Annotated in this window: 20 protein-coding genes; 19 read left to right on the top strand and 1 reads right to left on the bottom strand. The window is 39.4% G+C overall.

Annotation, left to right across the window (positions count from 1 at the left end; all coding sequences use genetic code 11):
- The first annotated feature begins 1 nt into the window (after position 1).
- The 16 genes from R4Z10_RS07945 to R4Z10_RS08020 all read left to right on the top strand — a co-directional run bounded on the left by R4Z10_RS07945 (position 2) and on the right by R4Z10_RS08020 (position 17,531).
- Positions 2-748: a 3-oxoacyl-ACP reductase family protein gene (locus R4Z10_RS07945; RefSeq protein WP_338472654.1), complete on the top strand. Its 747-nt coding sequence runs from the start codon at positions 2-4 to the stop codon at positions 746-748.
- Between the two features lie 185 nt (positions 749-933).
- Entirely contained in the window at positions 934-1,713 is a 780-nt protein-coding gene (locus R4Z10_RS07950) for an enoyl-CoA hydratase-related protein (RefSeq protein WP_338472655.1), read from the top strand.
- A gap of 139 nt (positions 1,714-1,852) precedes the next feature.
- Positions 1,853-2,608 carry an SDR family oxidoreductase gene (locus tag R4Z10_RS07955; protein ID WP_338472656.1) on the top strand — a complete coding sequence of 252 codons (756 nt, stop codon included), beginning with the start codon at positions 1,853-1,855 and terminating at the stop codon, positions 2,606-2,608.
- 66 nt (positions 2,609-2,674) lie between these two features.
- Entirely contained in the window at positions 2,675-3,106 is a 432-nt protein-coding gene (locus R4Z10_RS07960; RefSeq protein WP_338472657.1) for a MaoC family dehydratase, read from the top strand.
- Positions 3,107-3,339: 233 nt separating this feature from the next.
- A complete protein-coding gene (locus tag R4Z10_RS07965; protein WP_338472658.1) occupies positions 3,340-4,110 on the top strand; it encodes an electron transfer flavoprotein subunit beta/FixA family protein in 771 nt (256 codons plus the stop codon).
- A gap of 13 nt (positions 4,111-4,123) precedes the next feature.
- Positions 4,124-5,107, top strand: coding sequence for an electron transfer flavoprotein subunit alpha/FixB family protein (locus R4Z10_RS07970; RefSeq protein WP_338472659.1), 984 nt, complete (start codon positions 4,124-4,126; stop codon positions 5,105-5,107).
- Between the two features lie 281 nt (positions 5,108-5,388).
- Positions 5,389-7,467: a (Fe-S)-binding protein gene (locus tag R4Z10_RS07975; protein ID WP_338472660.1), complete on the top strand. Its 2,079-nt coding sequence runs from the start codon at positions 5,389-5,391 to the stop codon at positions 7,465-7,467.
- A gap of 217 nt (positions 7,468-7,684) precedes the next feature.
- Positions 7,685-8,866 carry an acyl-CoA dehydrogenase family protein gene (locus R4Z10_RS07980; RefSeq protein ID WP_338472661.1) on the top strand — a complete coding sequence of 394 codons (1,182 nt, stop codon included), beginning with the start codon at positions 7,685-7,687 and terminating at the stop codon, positions 8,864-8,866.
- Positions 8,867-8,975: 109 nt separating this feature from the next.
- Entirely contained in the window at positions 8,976-10,169 is a 1,194-nt protein-coding gene (locus R4Z10_RS07985; RefSeq protein WP_338472662.1) for a thiolase family protein, read from the top strand.
- Positions 10,170-10,184: 15 nt separating this feature from the next.
- Complete coding sequence (locus R4Z10_RS07990) at positions 10,185-11,036, top strand: 3-hydroxyacyl-CoA dehydrogenase (protein ID WP_338472663.1); 852 nt, start codon at positions 10,185-10,187, stop codon at positions 11,034-11,036.
- Between the two features lie 56 nt (positions 11,037-11,092).
- A complete protein-coding gene (locus tag R4Z10_RS07995; RefSeq protein WP_338472664.1) occupies positions 11,093-12,241 on the top strand; it encodes an acyl-CoA dehydrogenase family protein in 1,149 nt (382 codons plus the stop codon).
- A gap of 107 nt (positions 12,242-12,348) precedes the next feature.
- Entirely contained in the window at positions 12,349-13,107 is a 759-nt protein-coding gene (locus tag R4Z10_RS08000; RefSeq protein WP_338472665.1) for an SDR family NAD(P)-dependent oxidoreductase, read from the top strand.
- Positions 13,108-13,127: 20 nt separating this feature from the next.
- Entirely contained in the window at positions 13,128-14,348 is a 1,221-nt protein-coding gene (gene lhgO / locus R4Z10_RS08005) for an L-2-hydroxyglutarate oxidase (RefSeq protein WP_338472666.1), read from the top strand.
- Positions 14,349-14,389: 41 nt separating this feature from the next.
- Positions 14,390-14,722 carry a DUF3870 domain-containing protein gene (locus R4Z10_RS08010; protein WP_338472667.1) on the top strand — a complete coding sequence of 111 codons (333 nt, stop codon included), beginning with the start codon at positions 14,390-14,392 and terminating at the stop codon, positions 14,720-14,722.
- Between the two features lie 366 nt (positions 14,723-15,088).
- Entirely contained in the window at positions 15,089-15,622 is a 534-nt protein-coding gene (locus R4Z10_RS08015) for an acyl-CoA thioesterase (protein WP_338472668.1), read from the top strand.
- 136 nt (positions 15,623-15,758) lie between these two features.
- Positions 15,759-17,531: an adenine deaminase C-terminal domain-containing protein gene (locus R4Z10_RS08020; RefSeq protein ID WP_338472669.1), complete on the top strand. Its 1,773-nt coding sequence runs from the start codon at positions 15,759-15,761 to the stop codon at positions 17,529-17,531.
- 174 nt (positions 17,532-17,705) lie between these two features.
- Here R4Z10_RS08020 and R4Z10_RS08025 read toward each other — a convergent pair whose 3' ends face one another.
- On the bottom strand, positions 17,706-18,929 hold the full coding sequence (locus R4Z10_RS08025) for an amidohydrolase (protein WP_338473192.1): 1,224 nt from the start codon (positions 18,927-18,929) through the stop codon (positions 17,706-17,708).
- 1,418 nt (positions 18,930-20,347) lie between these two features.
- On the opposite strand from R4Z10_RS08025, the gene R4Z10_RS08030 reads away from it, so the two are divergent.
- From R4Z10_RS08030 to R4Z10_RS08040, 3 genes are all read left to right on the top strand, one after another.
- A complete protein-coding gene (locus tag R4Z10_RS08030) occupies positions 20,348-20,887 on the top strand; it encodes a hypothetical protein (protein WP_338472670.1) in 540 nt (179 codons plus the stop codon).
- A 53-nt stretch (positions 20,888-20,940) separates the two neighbouring features.
- Positions 20,941-21,588, top strand: a complete 648-nt coding sequence (locus R4Z10_RS08035) for a class D sortase (RefSeq protein WP_338472671.1) — start codon at positions 20,941-20,943, stop codon at positions 21,586-21,588.
- A gap of 540 nt (positions 21,589-22,128) precedes the next feature.
- Positions 22,129-22,761 (top strand): flavodoxin family protein, encoded by a 633-nt coding sequence (locus R4Z10_RS08040; protein ID WP_338473193.1) that lies wholly within the window; start codon positions 22,129-22,131, stop codon positions 22,759-22,761.
- The last annotated feature ends 231 nt before the right edge of the window (positions 22,762-22,992 follow it).

Consider the following 22,992-nt stretch of genomic DNA (forward strand, 5'->3'; position numbering starts at 1 on the left):
GATGACAAAAAAAGTGGCTTTTATTACTGGAGCAGGACGTGGAATTGGAAGAGAGATTGCTAAAACATTAGCTTCGCGAGGAATGGACATTATTGTAACCGATGTCAATATTGATAATGCAAATGAAACGGTTTCCATTGTCGAAAAGGAAGGTGGAAAAGCAGTAGCGGTTTATTGTGACGTTACAAAGCTTGAAAGTGTTCAGGAGGCAGTAGGGGCTTCTCTTGCACATTTCGGAAAAATTGATGTACTTGTGAACAATGCAGGATGGGATAAGGTTGAACCGTTTTTGAAAAGTGAACCAAGTACATGGAAGCTTATTGTTGAAATTAACATGATGGGGCAAATTCATACATGCAAAGAAATTCTACCGATTATGATTGAAAATGGTTCCGGCAAGGTGATCAATATTGCTTCCGATTCTGGAAGAGTGGGTTCAAGTGGTGAGGCTGTTTATTCAGCGGCTAAAGGAGGAATCATTGCTTTCACGAAAACGATGGCACGTGAAATGGCGAGACATAAGATCAATGTGAATTGTGTTTCACCAGGACCAAGCAATACCCCGCTTTTCGAAGAAATTGGTTCTTATAATGAAGGAATTGCAGCAGCACTTGAAAAAGCCATCCCATTCAGACGTTTAGCACAACCAAGTGATATCGCTAATGGGGTAGCATTCTTAGCATCGGAAGAAGCTGATTATATTACAGGTCAAACGCTTTCAGTCAATGGCGGATTAGCGATGGTTTAATTTTGAAATTCAGGAATTATATTCGGTTATATGATTAATTGGGGAAAATTCATTTGTCCCTCTTTTCACAAGCTGCATGTGCTAGCTTACTTCTATGGATTGAAAAGGCTACCATGCAGCTTATATCAAAGAAGTCAACCCCTATCCCACAATCAAACAAAATAGTAATCAAGGAGGAGTTCATCATGAACTATGTAAATCTTATTGTTAAAAAAGGAAATGGCATTGGCTTTATTACAATCAATCGACCAGAAGTAAGAAATGCCTTAAATAATGAAACGGTAACCGAAATCTTATCCGCTTTTGAAGAGTTAGAGAATGACCAAGACATCGGTGTGATTGTATTTACTGGAGCTGGTGAAAAGGCATTTGCAGCAGGAGCCGATATTAACCAGCTCACTACAAGAAAGGCTATTGAAGCCTTAAAAACAGGAAGTATGGGTGATGTGTATCGCCGCATTGAAAATAGTAAAAAGGCAACCATTGCCGCGATTAATGGATTTGCTCTTGGTGGTGGAAGTGAGCTGGCCATGAGTTGTGATATTCGAATGGCGTCAGATAATGCAAAATTTGGGTTACCTGAATTGAATTTATCGGTGATTCCTGGTGCCGGTGGAACACAACGCTTAACACGTATCCTCGGTAAGGGTCGTGCCATGAATATGATTTTAACAGGGGAAATGATCTCTGCGAGTGAGGCAAAAGCGATCGGTTTAGTGACAGATGTCGTCCCATTAGAAGGATTAATGGATGCTGTGCTCGAAAAAGCTGAAAAAATCTTAGCCAAAGGACCTCTTGCTGTTGCGATGGCCAAGCTTGTGGTCAATCGCGGCTTTGAAGTAGACATGGATACGGGACTACTAATTGAAAGTTTAGCCCAAGCTTTCCTTTATACAACAGAAGATAAGGTAGAGGGAACAAAAGCTTTCCTAGAAAAAAGACAGCCATCGTTTTCAGGAAATTGAAGAAGAAACTGATTTCTTATGAAAGTAGAGTGGAAGAGCGATAGAGTAGAGTAAAAAAATCGTTCACAGTTTAGCTTCTATGCTTACGCCTTTCTTTCTAGGAAATCAGTATCGGCCCATTTACAGGAGGTAAAAATAGATGGAACTTGATTTGAAAGGAAAAAACGTCTTAATTACGGGTGGTTCAAAAGGGATTGGTCGCGGAATTGCCTTAGCAGCTGCCGGTGAGGGGGCGAATATTGCTTTACACTATCTTAGTTCTGAGGAGGAAGCTGTACATACAGCTGAACAAATCAATCGTGTTTATGGAGTGAACGTTCAGCTTGTCAAAGGGGATCTTGCTAACATTGAAGATGTCATAAGGATTAAGAAGGAGCTAGATCAAGGGCTGGGGGACATTAATGGGATTGTAAACAATGCAGGCCTTGGGCAGATGAAATCGTTCTTTCAATATCAACCAGATGAATGGAAACGCGAAGTTGATGTTTGCTTTTATGGAGTTTTGAATTTAGTCCATACGTTTATGCCCCAAATGATGGAAAAGAAGCAAGGGAAGTTTATTAATATTGTTGGTGATTCTGCTCGGACTGGGGACAAACATTTTATTCTATCTGCAGCTGCTAGAAGTGGTGCGAATGGTTTCATCAAATCATTAGCCCAAGATGTAGGGAAAAACAATGTTCAATGTAACACCGTAGCACTTGGATTGGTTGACAGCGGTTCCCTTCAATTTAACGACGCAACATTAGAAAAAATTGCGAAACAATATCCTTTGAAGCGAATTGGAAAAGTGGATGATGTAACAGGAATGATTTTATTTTTACTATCGAATCAGGCTGACTGGATTACGGGACAAGTGTTCTCGGTAAACGGAGGGCATAGTATGCTTGGGTAACCATGTTTCCGAACAGTCGTCCAATAAAAAGTCTCAATATGGATCAATAGAAGGGGATGCTGATAAATGGAAATAAGGGTGATAAGAAAAGAGCGTATGTACGAGGAAATACAAATAGGGGATACGGATTCCTTTACGAAAACGATTACGGATTATGATATTGTTCAATTTGCCAGGTTAACGGGTGATTTCAATCCCGTACATCTTGATTCAGAGTATGCGAAGAATACGCCTTTTAAAGAAAGGATTGCTCATGGGATTTTATCTGGAAGTATTATTTCGACTGTACTTGGAATGAAGCTTCCCGGGACGAACACGATCTATTTGTCTCAAAACTTCAGGTTTCTTGTACCTGTTAAAATTGGCGATACCATCGAGGCAAATGTCGAGGTAGTAGAAAAATGGGATGATAAAAGAATTATTAAGCTTAAGACACAGGTGAAGAATCAGCATGATGAAACGGTGGTAGATGGGGAAGCGGTTGTGATGAAACGATAGAAGTAAGGGGGCTTATATTTGCAAGAACGATTCGCAATATTGCAAAATATTATTATTTTTGCGAGATAATGAAGACGGCAATCTATACAGAGCAACATTATTAGTTGGCACGAAACTTGCTTAATATTAAAGTATAGATTCTGAAAATTCTATTATTTACGCATGACTTGTTTGGTGAACCCTATTTCCGTCTCATTAATGGATAAAAATAATACGAAAAAGGAGAGACAAAAATGAACATCTACGTGATTATGAAGCGCACATTTGATACGGAAGAAAAGATTGCGATTGAAAATGGAAACATCAAAAGCGATGGTGCGGAGTTTATTATTAATCCTTATGACGAGTACGCCATTGAGGAAGGGATTGCTTTAAAAGAAAAGCACGGCGGCGAAGTAACAGTCGTTACTTTTGGAGACGAAGAAGCGGAAAAAGAACTTCGCACCGCTCTTGCCATGGGAGCGGATCAAGCAGTGTTGATTGATGCAGAGGATCTTGACGGAGCCGATCAATATACAACAGCTACGATTATAGCAACCTATTTAAAAGATAAAAATCCAGATATCATCCTTGCGGGTAATGTAGCGGTTGATGGGGGTTCTGGTCAAGTAGGTCCGCGTGTAGCTGAGGTTCTAGAAATTCCTCAAGTAACAGCCATTACTAGTCTGACGATTGAAGATGGAAAAGCAACGATGATTCATGATGTAGAAGGCGACGAAGAAACGATTGAAGTGCCCCTTCCAGTTCTTGTAACCACTCAACAGGGGTTGAATGAACCGCGTTATCCATCGTTGCCAGGGATCATGAAAGCGAAGAAAAAACCACTAACAACCCTTGAATTAGACGACTTAGATTTAGAAGAAGAGGATGTAGAAGCTAAAACCGAAAAGGTTGCCATCTTCCTTCCGGCTAAGAAACAACAAGGAAAAGTGTTACAAGGGGAAGTAAATCAACAAGTTCAAGAGCTTGTGTCTTTATTAAAATCAGAAGCAAAAGTCATTTAAAGGAGGAGACAATATGAGTAAAAAAGTATTGGTTTTAGGTGATATTCGTGATGGAGCTGTAAGAAATGTCTCATTTGAGGCGATTGCCGCTGCGAAATTAATTGCAGATGGTGGAGAGGTGGTGGCAGCTTTATTTGGAGAATCAATCGGTGAGGAAACCGCAAGCCTCTTACACTATGGAGCAGATCGTGTGGTAAAGGTAGAACATCCAGATTTAAAAGGGTATACGACGGATGCTTACCAACAAGCGTTACTCCAAGTTATTGAAACTGAAAAGCCAGATGGGTTAATCATGGGACACACCGCTCAAGGGAGAGATTTATCCCCAAGAATTGCGACAAAATTAAATGCCGGACTCGTTTCCGATGCTGTCGATATCGAAATTGAAGTTGGAGAAGCGATTTTCACCCGGCCGATCTATTCAGGAAAAGCGTTTGAAAAAGTTAAAATCAAGGATGGCTTGATCATGGTTACCATCCGTCCTAACAACATTCCAGCACTTGAAAAAGACGAATCACGTTCAGGTGAAGTAAACAAGATTGCAGTGGAGATTAGAGATCTACGTACAACGATTAAAGACATTGTCAAAAAAGCAACAGGTGGAATCGATCTATCTGAAGCCAAAGTCATTGTATCTGGTGGTCGTGGTCTAAAGGATGCGGAAAACTTTCAACTATTAGAAGAACTTGCCAATGTGTTAGGGGCGGCAGTGGGTGCTTCACGCGGAGCTTGTGATGCAGGATATTGCGATTATTCGTTACAAATTGGCCAAACTGGAAAAGTTGTGACTCCAGACTTATATATTGCGGTTGGGATTTCTGGGGCGATTCAACATTTAGCAGGGATGTCGAATTCAAAAGTGATTGTGGCGATTAATAAGGATCCAGAAGCACCGATCTTTGATGTCGCTGATTATGGAATTGTGGGTGATTTATTTGAAGTGGTGCCGCTGTTGACAGAGGAATTCAAAAAAGTACTTGTTGGTGCAGGGGTCTAACGTAGATGATTATGAGGAGTGCAGCTCCTCCCGCTATTCAAAAAAGTTTGCCACGTCATAACGGGCAGTAAGACCCCGTTCAAGACATAAAGTATAACGAGTATGGATAGGTAAGGGATCAACTGCCCGTAAAGACCTGAGATAATGAACACAGACTAAGTACGCCTGCGGCAACGTCTGCGTGACCAGCATGCTGCTGGCCTCAACTAACTATCAGTGTGGGATGGGAAAAATCCCCACCGATAGAAGTTTCACTTTATCATCGAAGGGGGATGGAAGAAATGTTCTCATTACTGAATTTGCTTGTTTTTCTAGGCGTAGTTGGATATGCACTATATTTATTTATTAATCTTCTATACACTCGCTATTTATTTATAAAACTCGGTAAAAAAGCAGAATTTGAACCAAATCTAAAAGAGCGAATCAATTCAATCTTGATCAATGGGTTCGGCCAAAAGAAATTATTCAAAGATAAGAAAAGTGGTGTGATGCATTTAGTCTTATTTTATACCTTTTTTATCATTCAAATAGGTCTTATCGAACTCATCATTAAAGGATTTATTAGAGGGTATGAGTTTCCTTTCGGTGAAGGGCATAAATATTTCAGTCTTATCCAGGAATGGGCAACATTCCTTATGATGCTGGCTGTCGTATATGGATTTTATCGCCGTTATGGTGAAAAGTTAAAACGGTTGCAATGGAAACGGGATGGCAAAGCGGCTTTTGTATATATCGCCTTATTCACTCTCACTTCATCCATCTTAATTACATTAGGATTCGAAACGATTATGCTTGGAGCCGAACCAAACCTTGTATATGCTCCATTCTCAGGTAGTATTGCGTTACTGTTCGGAGGGATCGGAGTAACCGCTGGAACCATCTTGTTTAACGTATTTTGGTGGGTTCATATGGCAGTAGTTTTCACCTTCATGGTCTTCGTGCCACAGTCTAAGCAATTTCATGAACTCTTTGCCATGATTAACATCTTCTTTAAAAAACAAGGCCCGGTTGGGAAGTTAAGAAAGATTGATTTTGAGGACGAAGAGGCGGAATCCTTTGGTGTAGGGAAAATTGAAGATTTTACCCAGCATCAGTTGATCGATCTCTACGCCTGTGCTGAATGTGGTCGCTGTACCAATATGTGTCCGGCTTCAGGAACGGGTAAAGAGTTATCTCCGATGGACCTTATTGTGAAAATGAGGGATCATTTGACAGAAAAAGGAGCAGCTGTGACTTCTAGACAGCCATGGCTACCTGCCTTTGCCTTTAAAAATTCAAAGGGAAATCAATTGGCTCTAGCAGGTCAAGGCGCTCAAGAATCTGCTGTAGCAGTGGAAGAAGTTAGTTTAATTGGCGATGTTATCACAGAAGAAGAAATTTGGGCATGTACTACTTGCCGAAACTGTGAAGACCAATGTCCGGTCATGAATGAGCATGTCGATAAAATTATCGATTTACGCCGTTATCTCGTATTAACAGAAGGAAAAATGAATCCCGATGCCCAGCGTGCGATGACAAATATCGAACGTCAAGGAAACCCTTGGGGCATTAATAAAAAAGAGCGTGAAAAATGGCGTGAGGCCCGTGAAGATATTCAAGTGCCAACGGTGAAAGAAGTGGAAAAGTCCGAACAGGAATTTGAGTACTTATTCTTTGTAGGTTCGATGGGTTCTTATGATAATCGTAGCCAAAAGATTGCCCAGTCATTTGCCCGTATCATGAATGTAGCAGGAATCAAATTTGCCATTCTTGGGAACAAAGAGAAAAATTCAGGTGATACACCACGTCGAATTGGAAATGAGTTTTTATTCCAGGAGTTAGCAACAGCGAATATTGACACTTTTCAAAAGCATAACGTCAAAAGAATCGTCACGATTGATCCACACGCTTATAACTCGTTTAAAAATGAATATCCAGAATTTGGCCTTGAGGCTGAAGTCTATCACCATACCGAATTACTGTATCAATGGATCAAAGAAGGCAGACTCACCTTTACAAAAGAATTAAATGAAGTGATCACTTATCATGACTCTTGTTATTTAGGCCGCTATAATAACGTCTATGATCCACCACGTGAAATTTTGAAAGCAATCCCAGGCGTAAAACTAGTTGAAGCCGAGCGTAACCGTGCAGACGGCATGTGCTGCGGAGCTGGAGGCGGGATGATGTGGACAGAGGAGACGGTGGGGACAAGAGTTAATGTAGCAAGAACAGAACAGCTTCTTGAAGCAAAACCAACGATGATTGGAACAGGATGTCCTTATTGCTTAACGATGATCAGTGATGGGGTAAAGGCGAAAGAATTAGAAGAGAGTATTGGAAACTTTGATATCGTAGAAATTGTTGAAAAAGCATTGTGATAAGAAAATAGTTGTACTCGATTTTGTCAATGGATTCTCATTTATGCTAAAAATTCCTAATTTTCGCATAAATAATTCGTAACTTTGCAAAAAAATGATCAATTCCGTGAGAATAATAGATTTTATGCTCTGAATAGCTAGGTTATAAGTTGGCACAAAACTTGCTTAATAAATATGTATAAATAACTTTTATAAATCATTAACAGGAGGAATTAATATGTTAAATTTTTCATTCACAGAGGAACAAGAGTTTTTTCGTAAGATGTTAAAGGACTTTGCTACTGAGGAACTGTTACCAAACTATACGAGATGGGAAAGAGAAGGGATCACCCCAAGACATTTATGGAAGAAGTTAGGTGAATTAGGTGTAAATGGACTTCGTATTCCCGTTGAGTATGGCGGTAGTGGAGCGGATTGTGTAACAACTGGGATTGCAGCCGAGGAAATCGGACGCGGTGATTTCAATCTTACGTATGCGGTTATGTTGAATGGTTTAATCGGTGAAATCATTAATAATCATGCTTCTGAAGAATTAAAACAAGAGTGGCTTCCAAAAATCGCGAGCGGGGACAGCATCGTAGGGATTGCCATTACAGAGCCTACTGCTGGAACAGATGCTGGTGGAATTAAAGCAACAGCCGTTCGTCAAGAGAATGGTTATGTATTAAACGGAGAAAAGTCTGGAATTAGTGTGGCAACAGTTGCTGATGCATTTCTAATATTTGCTAAAACGAACCCCGAATTAGGCGGCCGTGGGATCAGTTGCTTTATCGTACCGTCTGATCTGCCAGGAGTAGAATGTAAGGGTTACGAGGATATGGGAAATATTCCAATTGGTCGTGGTTCGGTGTATCTAACAGATGTAGTAGTACCTGAGGAGAACATGATTGGCCTTGAAAATAAAGGGTTTTCCCAGGTGATGAATGGGTTTGATCTTAGCCGTCTATTAATCGGCCTTCAATGTGTAGGAGCTGCTTCCCAAAGTATTGATGAGACGATTGAACACGTTAAAATGCGAACTTCCTTTGGCAAACCTTTAGCAACCTATCAAGGGGTTCAATTCCCAATTGTTACTCACTATACACAATTAGAGTTTGTTAAATGGCAGTCATATCGTGGTTTATGGCTTCGTGACCAAGGATTACCACATTCCAAGGAATCTGCATCGGTCAAATGGTTAGGACCTAAATATGGAGTGGAAGCGATTCACCAATGTTTATTGTTTAATGGACATTATGGTTACACGAAGGAAATGGCTCATGAGCAACGTTTACGTGATGTCATTGGATTGGAAATTGGCGATGGTACAGCAGAAGCAAATATGATGGTAATTGCGAAGGATATCATCGGTAAAGAATTTAAATCTACGAATCATCAATTAGTCACATCTAAAAATTAAAATTGTATGTATTCATTGATTAATAGATTCAAAATAAGCATTTAAATCCATGAATAGATAGGAGGGGCTCATGGCTCCTTAAATCTATTTACTTCTATAGGAGGAGCCTATGAAACAAGTATATGTAGTTGAGTCCGTTCGAACGGCTATTGGAAAAATGGGCGGCACATTAAAAGATGTGCAACCCGATTTCCTCGTAGCAAAGGTGATTGAAGAAGTTATTAGTAGAGCAAACATAGACAAAAGTGCAGTAGGAGAAGTAATTCTTGGTCAGACGAAACAAACATCAGACCAGCCAAATATTGGACGACTTGCTGCGCTCCGGGCAGGACTTCCTGTTGAGGTTCCAGGATACACGGTTCATAGACAGTGCGGATCGTCCCTTCAAGCAATCAATAATGGAGCATTACAAATCGCCGGTGGTGTAAACGAGGTCATTATTGCAGGTGGTGTTGAATCAATGAGTTTAGCGCCATTTTATATTCGGAACGCCCGTTATGGAATCGGTACAGGAAATAATGTTCTCGTTGATTCGAATACGGAAAGCCAATTACGTTCTCAACCGATTGAAGAATATGGAAATTTAACGATGGGTTTAACAGCGGAAAATTTGGCTGAAGCATATGTGATTTCTCGAGAAGAGCAGGATGAGTTTGCGATGAGAAGTCAACAACTTGCACATGATGCGATTTCTTCTGGCAGATTTGAAAAAGAGATCGTTCCTTATGAAGTTCGAGAGCGTAAGAGCGTAAAAACATTTGCGGTAGATGAGCATCCACGTCTATCAAGCTTAGAAAAGCTGGGAAGTTTAAAACCCGTTTTTAAGGAAAATGGAAGCGTTACAGCCGGAAATAGCAGCGGCCGTAATGATGGGGCATCAGCCGTTATATTGATGTCTGAAGAGGCTGTGAAACAATATGGAGTACAACCAAAAGCAAAGATCGTTTCACAAGCGGTTTCAGGTGTGTCCCCTGAAATGATGGGAATTGGACCGGTTACATCCACAAAGCTTGCCTTACAAAGAGCAGGGTTAACACTAGGAGACATTGGATTAATTGAGTTAAATGAGGCCTTTGCTGCACAGTCAATTGCCGTTATAAAAGAACTTAATCTGGATCTAGATAAATTGAATGTTAACGGTGGAGCGATTGCACTCGGTCATCCATTGGGAGCAACAGGATCTATTCTTACAACCAAACTACTTCATGAAATGGAACGTAGAGGCGTGAAGTATGGATTGGTGACATTGTGTATTGGCGGTGGACAAGGAATTACAACTATTTTTGAAAATTGTCAGGTATAGATGGGAGAGAAAAACATGGAAGTAAAAAAGATTGCGGTCATTGGCAGTGGCACAATGGGACGCGGAATCGCCTATACGGCAGCATTATCAGGCTTTGACGTCACCCTTCAGGATATTTCCGAAGAAGCACTTGGGAAGGCAAAAGATTATAATGGTTCACTCGCTGCTTCCAGTGCGGAAAAAGGATATATCACAAATGAACAACGGGGCTTTGTCCAACAAAACATCCTTTACACAACTGAACTTAGCGAAGCAGTAAAGGATGCCGATTTAGTCATTGAAGCGATCCTTGAAATCATGGAGTTAAAGATTGAAACCTTTAAAAAGGTCGAGGAGTTTGCTCCAGATCATGCCATTTTAGCTACCAACACATCGACCATGAGTCCAACGGAAATTGGCCATGCAACGAAAAGACCAGATCAATTTGTGGCCATGCACTTCTTCAATCCCGTTCATCGGATGAAATTAATTGAAATTATTCGCGGATTGGATACTTCTGATCAAACGGTCGAGGTGATTCGTCAAGTTTCTGAAAAAATGGGTAAGGAAACAGTTGAAGTCAATGAATTCCCTGGATTTGTCACAAGTCGGATGAATTGCATAATAGGAAATGAAGCAATGAATATGCTGATGGAAGGAGTAGCCTCAGCTGAGGATATTGATAAAGCCATTAAACTTGGCTTAAATCATCCAATGGGGCCACTTGAAATGGCAGATCTCGTAGGTTTAGATAGTCGTCTTCGGAACATGGAATATCTATACAACGCCCTTGGTGAAAAATATCGTCCATCCCCATTGCTAGTGAAATATGTGAAGGCTGGAAGATTAGGGCGGAAATCAGGTCAAGGATTTTATACTTATCAATAAAAAGAAGAGTAGATATAAAACAAAAACACGATTGGATAGAAAGGAACGTGAATAGAATGGAACAAGTTCTAACAAAGGACATTCAACAATTAAAAGAGGGAATTCGCGATTTTATTGATAATGAAGTAGAACCACATGCAAATTTAATTGAAGAAACGGATGAAATCCCACAAAGTATTTTGGATAAATCGAAGGAAATGGGCTTGTTTGCACTTAGTATTCCAGAAGAGTATGGCGGTCTTGGGATTGGAATGCTTGGAAAATGTGCAGTTCTAGAGGAAGTAGGTAGAACCATTAACGGATATACAACAGTCATTGGTGGTCATACCGGAATTGGAAGCGTCGGAATTGTAGAATTGGCAAACGAAGAACAAAAACAAAAGTATCTCCCAAAAATGGCAACCGGTGAATATATTGGTGCTTTTGCCTTAACAGAGCCAAGTGCCGGATCTCATGCGTACAATTTAAAAACAACAGCGGTCAAAAAAGGGGATCGTTATATTCTTAATGGCTCTAAGTGCTATATTACCAATGCAGGACTTGCAGATGTGTTCACAGTAATGGCGGTTACAGATCCGTCAAAAGGGCCAAAAGGAATCACATCTTTTATTGTTGAGAAGAATTTCCCAGGATTTATATTAGGAAATAAAGAAAAGAAAATGGGTCTTCATGGTTCACACACATATGAGATTTTCTTCGAGGATTGCGAGGTTCCAGAAGAGAACGTGTTAGGAGAAGAAGGACAAGGATATGTAAACGCATTGAAAATTTTAGCTAACGGCCGTGCAGCCATGGCGGCAAGAAATCTCGGATCTGCTGATAAATTATTAGAGATGTCCCTCGACTATGCTCATCTGCGTGTACAGTTTGGAAAGCCCATTTTCGAACAACAAATTATCCAACATTATTTAGCAGAAATGGCAACAGAAATTGAAGCACTTCGGGCATTTACTTATCATGTAGCGAACCTTGTAGATCAAGGAAAGAATGTGATTAAAGAAGCAGCAATGGTTAAATTGCTTGGTTCTGAAACCTATAATCGTGTCGCAGATAAAGCAGTCCAAATTCATGGGGGGATGGGATATATTTCTGAGTATCCGATCGAACGTTATTACCGTGATGCCCGCATTACTAGAATTTATGAAGGTACTTCTGAAATCCAAAAGAATATTATTGCCGCTCAATTACACCGAAAATATCAATAAAGGAAGGTCACTAGACTCATCATACTTTCCCTCAGTGGGGAGAAAGAAAACCCCCACTGATGGAAGTTTCACTTTATTAAACGATTAAACAAGTAGGGGGAATTCATTTGCGGCTTAAAGATAAAGTAGCTTTCGTTACTGGTGCTGGCGGCCCAATGGGAGAAGCGATTGCTTTGCGGTTTGCCGAAGAGGGTGCCAAATTAGTCATTACCGATATTTCTGAGAATCGATTAAATCGAACGAGAGAAAAACTGCTAGAATTATTGGATGCTGATCGGTTGGTAGCCATAAGAGCAAGTGTGCTAGATTTTGACGAGGTTAAAGAGGTTGTTGAAGAAGCAAATAAAAAATTCGATAAAATTGATATTTTAGTAAATGTCGTGGGCGGGATTCGCGATACGACCATGATCAAATCCCTTTTTGAAATTGATGGGGAACGCTGGGATCAAACGATGGAACTTAATTTAAAGGGAACATTGCATTGCACAAAATTAGTTGCTCCGATCATGCTCCAGCAAGGTTATGGAAAAATGATCAACATTTCTACCATTCATTTTGAAGGGGAAAAAGGGTACGCAGATTATGGAGCAGCAAAGGCGGGAGTAGCCTCCTTTACGAAAACAGCTGCAAAGGAATTAAGTCCAACGATTAATGTGAATTGTATTGCGCCAGGGTTAATTCAAACTTCGATTGTAGACCGTATGGACAGTGATACTCTAGAAGAATATCGTAGGAAGACTTTATTAGGTAGATTAGGAGATCCAAAGGATATTGCCAATGCGGCACTATTTTTAGCAAGTGATGAGTCCGCCTATATAACTGGACATATCATGCCTGTTTCAGGTGGGATTTGGCCGCATCTATAAAAGAATGGAGGGAAATGCTCATGTATGATTTTGCAATCATTGGGGGAGGGATTGTAGGTCTTTCAACGGGAATGGCGATTTATGAAAAGTTCCCAAATGCGAAGGTCGTTGTCATTGAAAAAGAATCATCGGTTGCGAATCATCAAACAGGCCATAATAGCGGAGTGATTCATTCGGGAATCTATTATAAACCAGGTAGTTTTAAGGCGCGGTTTGCTCGAGCGGGAAGTCAATCGATGCGAGAATTTTGTCAAACCTACGGAATCCAGCACGAGATTTGTGGGAAAGTCATTGTTGCCACGAAAGCGGAAGAACTCCCTCTTTTAGAGGATTTATATCAACGTGGGCTAAAAAATGGGTTAAACATTTATAGAATCGTACCGGAAGAATTAAAAGAAATTGAACCCCATGTAAAAGGATTTGGAGCCATTCGTGTGCCAATGGCCGGGATTGTAAATTACCGTCAAGTAAGTGAAAAATTTGCAGAACTTATTATGGAAAACGGTGGTGAGATTAGGTTAAACACAAAGGTCGAGAAAATACATGAGGCATCGGATCAAGTTACCATTGAAACGAACAGAGGTACGTTCAAAGCTCATATGATCATCAACTGTGCTGGATTGCATAGCGATCGTGTGGCAGCCTCAGCAGGCTATCAGACAGATCTGAAAATTGTGCCGTTTCGTGGTGAGTACTATAAATTGAGGCCTGAAAAACGGCATCTTGTGAAACATTTGATCTATCCTGTACCAAATCCTAAATTTCCATTCTTAGGTGTTCATTTTACCCGAATGGTCAGTGGCGAAGTGGATGCGGGTCCGAATGCGGTTATGGCCTTTAAGCGAGAAGGGTATAAAAAGACAGATTTTAGCTTTAAAGATGTAATGGACTCTTTAAGCTTCCCTGGATTATGGAAAATGGCTGGTAAATTTGCGAAGGAAGGACTTGATGAATATGTTCGGTCTTTTAGCAAAAAGCAATTTACGAAAAGTCTTCAAGAATTAATACCTGACATTCAGGAAGACGATTTAATCCCGGCACCAGCGGGAGTTCGAGCACAAGCGTTGAAATTTGATGGAAATATGGTTGACGATTTTCATATTATTATGGGAAAACGTTCGGTTCATGTGTGTAATGCACCATCTCCTGCAGCAACTGCATCCATTGAAATTGGGAAAGAAGTGGTAAGACGGATTCCTGTTCAATCCAATTTAACAAATCGCATCAGTACGATTGTTTAAATGATTTGTTTATATGATTTCTAATAAGGGGGGTCGATTTGATGTTTAACGAAAGAACGATGTTTATCGCCGGACACGCACGTTTACCTCAGGGAATGGCAGCCAAAAGTGTCTATGAAACATTGACGATTACAGCTGAAATCGATAGAAAGTATGGAGTGGTACTTGAAGCCTCTTGTACTTTAGCTACCGGACATGGACGTCAGTTTATTGGACAGCTCTTGAAGGGATTTAGTATCCGTGATGGAGTAGATGAAGCGATTGAAGCGATCCAAAACCATTATCATGGGAAGGGAGCCAATGCATTGGTTGCTGCATTGAAGGATCTTGCTCTGCATTATCAGCAATTAAAACCAGTTGCTAGTAGTAAGTGAGTAATTATTATTCATATAAACATAAGGAATGGTCAAGTTTAATTTTCTGACTCTGCTATAGAAAATGAACGTGACCATTTTCATTTTTCCATTCATTTTGTCATTTTGCATTCGTGTTTCGCATTCTTGCGAAGATTTATCACCATTAAGAATATAAATTCCATAGAGCTTACGTTTTAAGGAACAAAAAGTTGGCATGAAAATTGCAATTATACTAATAAGAAAATCTCTGTTAATTTGTGGTCTTCTTTTTCAGTAGGACAGAAAGGAGAGCGAGTTGAACTAGAAAAATATAAATAGGATTCAAGTACAAGGTTAATAAAAGAAAAACATTCGTTATTAGGTATTAAAAAGGAGGCGTAAAACATGAATGCAAAGTATTGTAAAGAATCAAGAGTGATTCAAACCAATCGTGTCTTTCAAAATGATGTGAATAGTCATGGGACGTTATTTGGAGGGCGAATCATGAGGGATATGGATGAAGTAGCTTCGATTTCTGCGTTACGTCATTGTCGTGCAAATTGTGTGACAGCTTCAACGGATTGTGTTGAATTTTTAGCACCAATCCGAACGACAGATGCCGTCAGTTATGAATCTTATGTTACTTGGGCAGGTTCATCATCAATGGAAATCGTTGTAAAGGTGATGGCTGAGGATTTAAAAAACGGAGAGCGTAAACTAGCCGCGACTGCAATCTTAACCTTTGTCGGATTGGATGAAAATAAACGTCCCGTAAGAGTTCCTGATGTTATTCCTGAAACAGAGGAAGAAATAAGATTAAATGAAACCGCACCGGACCGGGCTAAACTTCGAATGGAAAGGAAAGAAAAAAGTAAAGAATGGTTTGAGTATAGTTCGACGGTAATTCCTGGGGAGGTTATGATAGAAAGTTGTAATTAGTAGATCAGTACTTTTACACGAAATACGACTGGAAGGTGATTAACTGAAGGGCATCATCCTCGTGTTCGTTATCCATTCGTGATATTTTATATGAAGAGGAGTTGGAAAATTTTGAATAAAGATTGGGGGTTATTGGATGGATAGCAGAGGCTATAGATGGAGCAATGATCAAATTAGAAAACAAGTAGAGGTACTTGATGAAGTGATACATCCGCATATGATCCTCAAAAATGCCACCTATTTAAATTCGTATTTACAACAATGGCTAGTGGCCAATATTTGGATCTATGAAGATCGGATTGTTTATGTAGGAGAGAAGCTTCCTGAACAATTAGATGGGTGTGAGGTCATTGCTTGTCACGGTCAATTTTTAGTTCCCGGATATATAGAACCGCATACTCACCCCTGCCAGCTATATAATCCTCTTACATTAGCAGAACATAGTGGGCAATTTGGAACAACCACGTTAATTAGCGATAATTTAACCTTTTTCCTTCAGCTCACGAATGAATCCGCTTTCCAATTATTAAATGATTTAAATAACCTCCCATCAAGCATGTACTGGTGGTGCCGGTTTGATGCAAATACTGAGCTTGATCATCTTCAAGAGATGTTCAATCATGAAGATATTATGCAATGGATCCAACATCCATCTGTACTGCAAGGCGGAGAGCTGACAGAGTGGCCGAGATTAGTCAACGGTGACAACCAAATGCTAACTTGGTTACAAGAGACAAAGAAATTAAATAAGAAAGTCGAAGGGCATTTTCCAGGTGCTTCAGAACGGACGTTAGCCAAACTAATGGTTATGGGTGCAGATTGTGACCATGAAGCCATGACAGGTCAGGAAGCACTTACCCGGCTCATGCAGGGCTATGTGGTATCTCTCAGACATTCTTCGATTAGACCTGATTTGGATCATCTTTTAAAGGAATTAATACAGTTAGGTGTTCAAAAATTTGACAGATTTTTCTTTACTACAGATGGATCCCATCCATCCTTTTATGAAAACGGAATGACAGACGAGCTAATTAAAAAAGCCATTGATCATGGAATTCCATTCATCGATGCTTATCACATGGCAAGTTATAATATTGCCCGCTACTATAATTTGGAACATCTACATGGATCCATTGCTACAGGAAGAATTGCGAATATTAATGTATTAGAGAGCATAGAAAACCCTACGCCGATAAGTGTAATGGCTAAAGGGAAATGGATTAAAAAAGATGGTCACAATCAATACGATGCACCCGTTGTCGATTGGAATCAATATCAACTATCCCCACTTGACTTAAAATGGACTTTACAAGAAGAAGATATGACCTTTACGACGACAACAGGCATTCGCTTACGAAATAATGTAATTACCATCCCGTATGAAAGTAACATAGATATAAATAGTGATAAATTATCCTTTGACCATGATGAATGTTTCTTGATGATGGTGGGAAGAGACGGAACATGGAGAGTCAATACATTATTGAAAGGCTTTGCCCAACACTTGGATGGATTTGCCAGTTCTTATTGTAGTTCAGGCGACATGATCATAATAGGTAAAAATAAAGCAGATATGATCAAAGCTTTCGAACGTATGCAAGCAATCGGTGGGGGAACGGTGTTAGTGGAAGATCATCGGGTTCTCCATGAAATTCCTTTGACTCTAAGCGGAATCATGTCTGATCAAGATATGGGCTTATTAATCGAGAAAGAGAAAAGAATGATTCAGTTATTAAAAGAAAGAGGCTATAAATACAACGATCCCGCTTTCACGATATTATTTCTCCCGGGAACACATTTACCCTTTATCCGGTTGACTCCAAAAGGTGTGTATGATGTAAAAAATAGAAAAGTGTTAGTGCCTCCAACCAAAAGAAGAAATGGTTGCCGGGACATCCTTTCTTTTTGAAGGGCAGATGTACCTTTTAGCACCTTCTTAGTCCGAAAACGGACAAGAAGGTGCTAATTTTTCTATAGGAGTGATATTTATAAATAAAAGGTAAGTTTTTCAGTTCTCTTGTGCAATACAGAGATCCTCTTCTTAAACTGTCCTTTACAAACGGTACCCTTTCATTTCTCTTGCTTAATTTCTTTTTTCGTCTAGGGAGCCCGAAGATAAAATTCCTTTATGAAGGACAGCTACACGTTTTGGTAAACGTGCCACCGTTTCAGCTGAACAGCTTGCTTGGACTAGTACAGCTGTAGCCTCATCTCCTACTTTAGGCCATATTTGCTTACCGGACTCGTTTAATGGTGTAATTCCACCAGTAGCAAGGGAAAGGGCACGTGACAGACTGTATTCATGTTTCCACCCATACAACTGTGCGGCCAGGTGGGCCTTCTGTAACGTATCACCAATCCCGAATGGATCCCAGTGATCAGTAATACTATCATTACCAAGCATCACGTTAACTTTATGATTTTGAAGAGTTGGAATCGGCATTACTCCTTCACCAATCGGAACAGAAGATGCGATAGATATCCCTAAAGATGCAAGGCGATTGGCTATTTCTCCAACTTCATCAGGAGTTAACGATGCTAGCGCATATGCGTGGCTTATTGTTACTTTTCCCTGTAAACCTGCCTCTTCAGTCAGATCTGCCAATCTGTGAATAGCCTTTAAGCCCGTTTCGCCACCTTCATGCAGATGAATATCAATTCCTGCATTATAATCCACTGCGATTTGCACCATCGTATGTAATGATTTTTCCATATCCGTATCAAACACGGTTGGATCGATTCCACCTACGTGTGAAACGCCAAGCTGCATGGCTTCACGCATTAAACCCTCTACATTTGAACGAAGTAAGCCGTGTTGGGGGAAGGCAACAATTTCATGAGAAATCTTGTCTGAGTAATTTCCTAAGGCAAGCTTAAGTTTCTCGAGATTTTTCAAACCTACAACCGGATCAATGTTGCAATGGGTTCTCACATATGTGGATCCAAAGCCAAGAATCAGTTCAATTAACTTCTCAGCTCGTTCCTGAGCAGTTGGTAATAGCTCAAGAAGTAGGGTCTCTTCCAATTCAATTAAATCGAATCTACCATTTTTCCTCATACCCGCTGCTTTCCAGTGGCCACCATAATAAGTTTTATCTAAATGAATGTGCATTTCCCTAAAAGATGGCAGTAGTAGCAATCCTTTTGCATCATAGCAATCGATCCCCTTATTATAGGGTTTACTAGTATCTAGTATTTTAGAAATCTTTCCTTTTTTGATTTCAATATTCCGTAATACCGTTTCAGTTGCGACAACATCGCCATTTTCATAAGTGTAACCACTTTCTAATCGAACATTTAAAAGCATATAGGAACTGCCTTTTTGTGGTTTCTTTTTATTAGTTTTATCTTTTTTCTCTCCTGTATCCGCACTAGCCACCGTTTCAGGAGGAAGTAATCCAATAGCACCTGTGACACCGAAAACAGCAGAAGCGCCCCCGATTTTACAAGCATCACCGATAAACTTTCTGCGAGACATACCAGTTGTCTCCTGAACCATAAAAAAACCTCCTCTTATAAGACTTTCTTTAGCTTTGAAGCCATAGTACCTTTTTTTCTCCTTTTATTAGGTTTTTGGATTTTTATGTTAAATAGTATTCAAAAGGATTATGAAAAATAATAAAGACGTCATTAGTAGTTCAAGACAATCATATAAATATAAATTTAATATTCACTAAATTTTAAAAAATATAATAATAATAGTTTAAGTGATTAATCTCTTTTTTTCAATATTTAATCAACTGAAAACAGAGATAGGCATTAGTTATGCCAAATAAAACTTTTTGTAAAAAATCATTTCAAGGAAATAAAGTAATTACAAAGAGAATAAGACAAATAGAATAGACATTAGACAATTAAGCTCTTCCTCAATTAATTACGTCGAATTACCAAGATGTACACAGGCTAATAAAATAAGTCTGTACCAATAAATTTTCGTACAGACATAATAAATTGGTGCCGCCACCACCGAAATGACCCGAAGTTTGTTGAAGTTTGGAAACCTCTTGAACCTGTGAGAAAGTTGCCATAAAAATGGTTATAGTTGCCCCCCTCAGGGACATAGGATAGTGAACTGGCCCCCAATTGTTAGTTGTGTCTAACAATTGGGGGGGCATTTTTTGTGGCTTAGAAGTGCAGGGAAGATTTTAATGAAAAAGACCATAAAAAATGGTCTATTCACTAGTAATTTTTAAGATTCGAGTTCTGATTCCCATAAATTATATTAAAAATGAAACGCGAGAACCGTTCCTCCTGTGTTTCATAGTCTAAATAGATTAGATATTGTCACATTCATTATTAAAAGCTCTTAATGGTTTGGTAATAGGACAAGAAACCTGTCCTCATGTCTCAAGTTACACAAAACAGCTGATAACTCAGCTGTTTTTTTAACAGCAAAAATAAACCTAGAACCATTAAAAAGCGAGATTAAAAGTTAATAGAAGAGGCTTCAACTGTATAGGGAGAAAGAGGTCATGGAGTTTTAGGGTTTCTGATGCGAGAATATTTGTTAGAGAAGTCAACCGTGATTTTTAAGGGTTTTTAAATAAAAATCTAACAAGTAAAATTTATAACAGTGTTATTTGTAATGTAAGCTCTCAATTAAAGTTTTATTTCATCAGAATACAAGGAGAATAGTGTCGAAAAATTGCGTTAAAAATGTTGATTTTAATAGAATTAAATATTAATATAGAATAAATAGAATAATATGTATATGGAGGGATTTACTTGAAAAAGAAGTGGTTTGCATCCATTGCAGCATCATTATTGCTAGCAACATCAATTTCAACAGTTGCTTCAGCAGATGAAAGTAATGACAAGGATTGTGGTGATTTTGGATCATATGATGAGGTAGTAGCCTATTGGAATAAAATGGGGTATACAGCTACTAATGATCCTGAAAATTTAGATGGTAGAGGAAAGTCAGTTGATGATGGTATTCCATGTGAAGCACCGAGTGGCTATGATACATCTAAAATTAATGGATTAGCTGTTAAAGAAGAAGAGCCTGCTGAACAACCTGCACCAGTCGAGGAAAAAGCTGAGGAAAAAACTGAAGAAAAAACTACTGAATCCTCTATAGAAGAATCAGTTTCTTCAACAGATGATCAAGATAAGTCAACATCTGAAGAAAATAAATCTTCTCAAGAAGAAGGAGAGGCTTTACCAGACACAGCTTCTAACGGACCATTAATGCTATTAGTAAGTGTGGTTGTCGCTGGTTTAGGTTTAGTCATGGCTTTAGCTCCTAAAAAGAGAAGAATATAATGGTTTAAAAAGACGGGAATAATCCTGTCTTTTTTTTATAAGGGGTGTTTAATATGAGAAGAATGATCGGTGTTGTTATTTTTCTTGTTGGTATTGGTTTGACATGGTTTTATTATGACGTTTGGAACGACTCTAAAAGTTCCGCAGAAACAATTTCTACTGACATCATCGAAAAATATGAGGTTCAATTAAATGAAGGGGAAACTGAAACAATTGCACCCGCATACGCTGCGGATACTTCTGAAAACAATAAGTCCGCCGATGATCAATCTATTGTAGAAGAAGTTAATTATGAAATAGGTCAAGAAGTAGCTAAATTAATCATTCCAGATTTGAAAATGCAATATTCCGTTTACTGGGGAACAGATTCAAATGTTTTAATGCAAGGGGTTGGGATGTTCATTAGTGATTCTACGACTACTCCAAAAGGAATGAAACATACTGTTTTAAGCGGTCATAGAGATACCGTTTTTACTAGACTAGGCGAATTAGAAATTGGCGATAGAATCATTGTTGAATATGACGGTTCTTTATATGAATACAGAATCAATAAAACATGGATTACTCACTCGGATGATCGAACGGTCATTGTATCTAAAGATTCCCCAACCTTAACTTTGACCACTTGTTACCCTTTCGAATTTATAGGTGATGCTCCAGATCGCTATATTATTCAAGCAGACTTAATATCAACAACCTAAAGTATTTTCTAAAAGTAAGGGTCAAATAGGATCCACCTTTGAACACAATTAGGGATATAAGGAAAGGCACTCGTCCCGTTAATATCGTAGTGACCCCGCTGAGTGAGAAATTAGGATTGTAGATAGTAAGGATGGACATGAATTTAAATAACTCCTTCCTTAAAATTCGGTGTCTGACACCACCCGAAGTGACCCGGAGTTTGTTGAAGAGACCAATTTTCATAATCTTTTCATTAGAACCTACCCGGGACTTCTAAACCAAAAAACTGCAACACAGGGACAGTTAACTGCACCCCAATTGTTATACACAACTAACAATTGGGGTATTCCTATGGCAACACTAGTTATATCTATAATTCCAGTTCTGATCCCATTAATTATGTGAAAATGAAACGCGAGAACCGTCCCCAATGTTTCACCCAATGTTTCACATATGCGGTTGCACCAGCCTTTTTAACCGCGAACGAACCGCATTTCTAGTTTTATAAAAAATTCTTAGGGAAAAGAAATAGTATTACCATGACCTAAGGAGATGTGGCAATGAGCATTAAAGCACTAGTTTTAAATTGTAGTTTGACAGACAGTACACAGCAATCCAATACCCGCGCGCTGATTAACGAGATTGTAAAATTTTTTGATGAAAACAAAGTGGAGACGGAAGTGCTCAGAGTGGCTGATTATAATATCGGCTTTGGAATTACCCATGAGGCAGTGAATGATAGCGATCAATGGCCAGAGATTTTTGAAAAAGTGAAGCAGGCGGATATCCTTTTGCTTGGCTCGCCGATTTGGCTTGGCGAACAGAGCAGCCTGGCCACTTTAGTTGTAGAAAGACTGTATGGTGGAAGTAGTCTTACGAACGAAAAAGGCCAGTACATTTACTATAACAAAGTGGGCGGAGCGGTTGTGACCGGGAATGAAGACGGTGCGAAAAACGTCTCAAGCTACCTAATTTACGCCTTGTCGCATATTGGGTTTACGATTCCTCCGAATGTGGATACCTATTGGGTAGGGGAAGCGGGCCCTGGCCCATCCTTCATTGAGGCAAACGGGAGAGAGAACGATTTTACGATGCAGCATGCAAAAATAACTGCTAACAATTTAATGCATTTTGCCCGGTTGTTGAAAGAGCATCCGATTCCGGCAGAAGGAAATGTGATTGAAAGTGAATAGTAAGGTGGCTTGATTTGAATTTAAATTCAAATAACGAGTGGAAATATAAATTACGTGGCGAAGAGAAAAGTTATTTTGTGAGTTTCATAGACGAAAATTGCTATGCTATTTTTAAAACATTACCATTACGTTAGTAGAAAATAGCTCAGTATTCCTTAAAAGTGAACTGCACCCCAATTGTTATACACAACTAACAATTGGGGTGCAGTTTTTTGGCATAGAAGTGTCGGG

This window comes from Niallia sp. XMNu-256 (assembly GCF_036670015.1).
GTDB lineage: Bacteria > Bacillota > Bacilli > Bacillales > Cytobacillaceae > Bacillus_BD.

Bases quoted from the DNA above. Each gene is read 5' to 3' on its own strand.
- R4Z10_RS07945 (WP_338472654.1), top strand. From the start codon at position 2: ATGACAAAAAAAGTGGCTTTTATTACTGGAGCAGGACGTGGAATTGGA.
- R4Z10_RS07950 (WP_338472655.1), top strand. From the start codon at position 934: ATGAACTATGTAAATCTTATTGTTAAAAAAGGAAATGGCATTGGCTTT.
- R4Z10_RS07955 (WP_338472656.1), top strand. From the start codon at position 1,853: ATGGAACTTGATTTGAAAGGAAAAAACGTCTTAATTACGGGTGGTTCA.
- R4Z10_RS07960 (WP_338472657.1), top strand. From the start codon at position 2,675: ATGGAAATAAGGGTGATAAGAAAAGAGCGTATGTACGAGGAAATACAA.
- R4Z10_RS07965 (WP_338472658.1), top strand. From the start codon at position 3,340: ATGAACATCTACGTGATTATGAAGCGCACATTTGATACGGAAGAAAAG.
- R4Z10_RS07970 (WP_338472659.1), top strand. From the start codon at position 4,124: ATGAGTAAAAAAGTATTGGTTTTAGGTGATATTCGTGATGGAGCTGTA.
- R4Z10_RS07975 (WP_338472660.1), top strand. From the start codon at position 5,389: ATGTTCTCATTACTGAATTTGCTTGTTTTTCTAGGCGTAGTTGGATAT.
- R4Z10_RS07980 (WP_338472661.1), top strand. From the start codon at position 7,685: ATGTTAAATTTTTCATTCACAGAGGAACAAGAGTTTTTTCGTAAGATG.
- R4Z10_RS07985 (WP_338472662.1), top strand. From the start codon at position 8,976: ATGAAACAAGTATATGTAGTTGAGTCCGTTCGAACGGCTATTGGAAAA.
- R4Z10_RS07990 (WP_338472663.1), top strand. From the start codon at position 10,185: ATGGAAGTAAAAAAGATTGCGGTCATTGGCAGTGGCACAATGGGACGC.
- R4Z10_RS07995 (WP_338472664.1), top strand. From the start codon at position 11,093: ATGGAACAAGTTCTAACAAAGGACATTCAACAATTAAAAGAGGGAATT.
- lhgO (WP_338472666.1), top strand. From the start codon at position 13,128: ATGTATGATTTTGCAATCATTGGGGGAGGGATTGTAGGTCTTTCAACG.
- R4Z10_RS08010 (WP_338472667.1), top strand. From the start codon at position 14,390: ATGTTTAACGAAAGAACGATGTTTATCGCCGGACACGCACGTTTACCT.
- R4Z10_RS08015 (WP_338472668.1), top strand. From the start codon at position 15,089: ATGAATGCAAAGTATTGTAAAGAATCAAGAGTGATTCAAACCAATCGT.
- R4Z10_RS08020 (WP_338472669.1), top strand. From the start codon at position 15,759: ATGGATAGCAGAGGCTATAGATGGAGCAATGATCAAATTAGAAAACAA.
- R4Z10_RS08025 (WP_338473192.1), bottom strand. From the start codon at position 18,929: ATGCTTTTAAATGTTCGATTAGAAAGTGGTTACACTTATGAAAATGGC.
- R4Z10_RS08035 (WP_338472671.1), top strand. From the start codon at position 20,941: ATGAGAAGAATGATCGGTGTTGTTATTTTTCTTGTTGGTATTGGTTTG.
- R4Z10_RS08040 (WP_338473193.1), top strand. From the start codon at position 22,129: ATGAGCATTAAAGCACTAGTTTTAAATTGTAGTTTGACAGACAGTACA.